A 231-nucleotide genomic window follows, 5' to 3' on the forward strand; every position below is an offset into this window, starting at 1 on the left:
GTTTATTGATTTCGTCGATAGAAATATGCAGATGACCGACGGCTTTTTGTTCCAAAAGCGCATTCCATGACAGGATATCTTGTTTGTCTTGATTAGCAACACGACGCGGACGGGTTTGAACGGCAGGCTCGGCAGACTGTTCGTCGGAAGCAGCTGCCGTACCGGCTTGAACTGCTTTATCTGTACCCAAATGATATTGATGGATCACTGCTTTAACAGAGCGCTGAATAC

General features: G+C 46.8%; 1 pseudogene. It reads right to left on the reverse strand.

Annotated features, from left to right (window positions below):
* A pseudogene (locus ACTHS4_RS12745) lies at nt 1-231 on the reverse strand (regulatory protein NosR); the annotation flags it as partial.

This window comes from Neisseria sp. P0014.S009 (assembly GCF_051958155.1).
GTDB lineage: Bacteria > Pseudomonadota > Gammaproteobacteria > Burkholderiales > Neisseriaceae > Neisseria > Neisseria flavescens_C.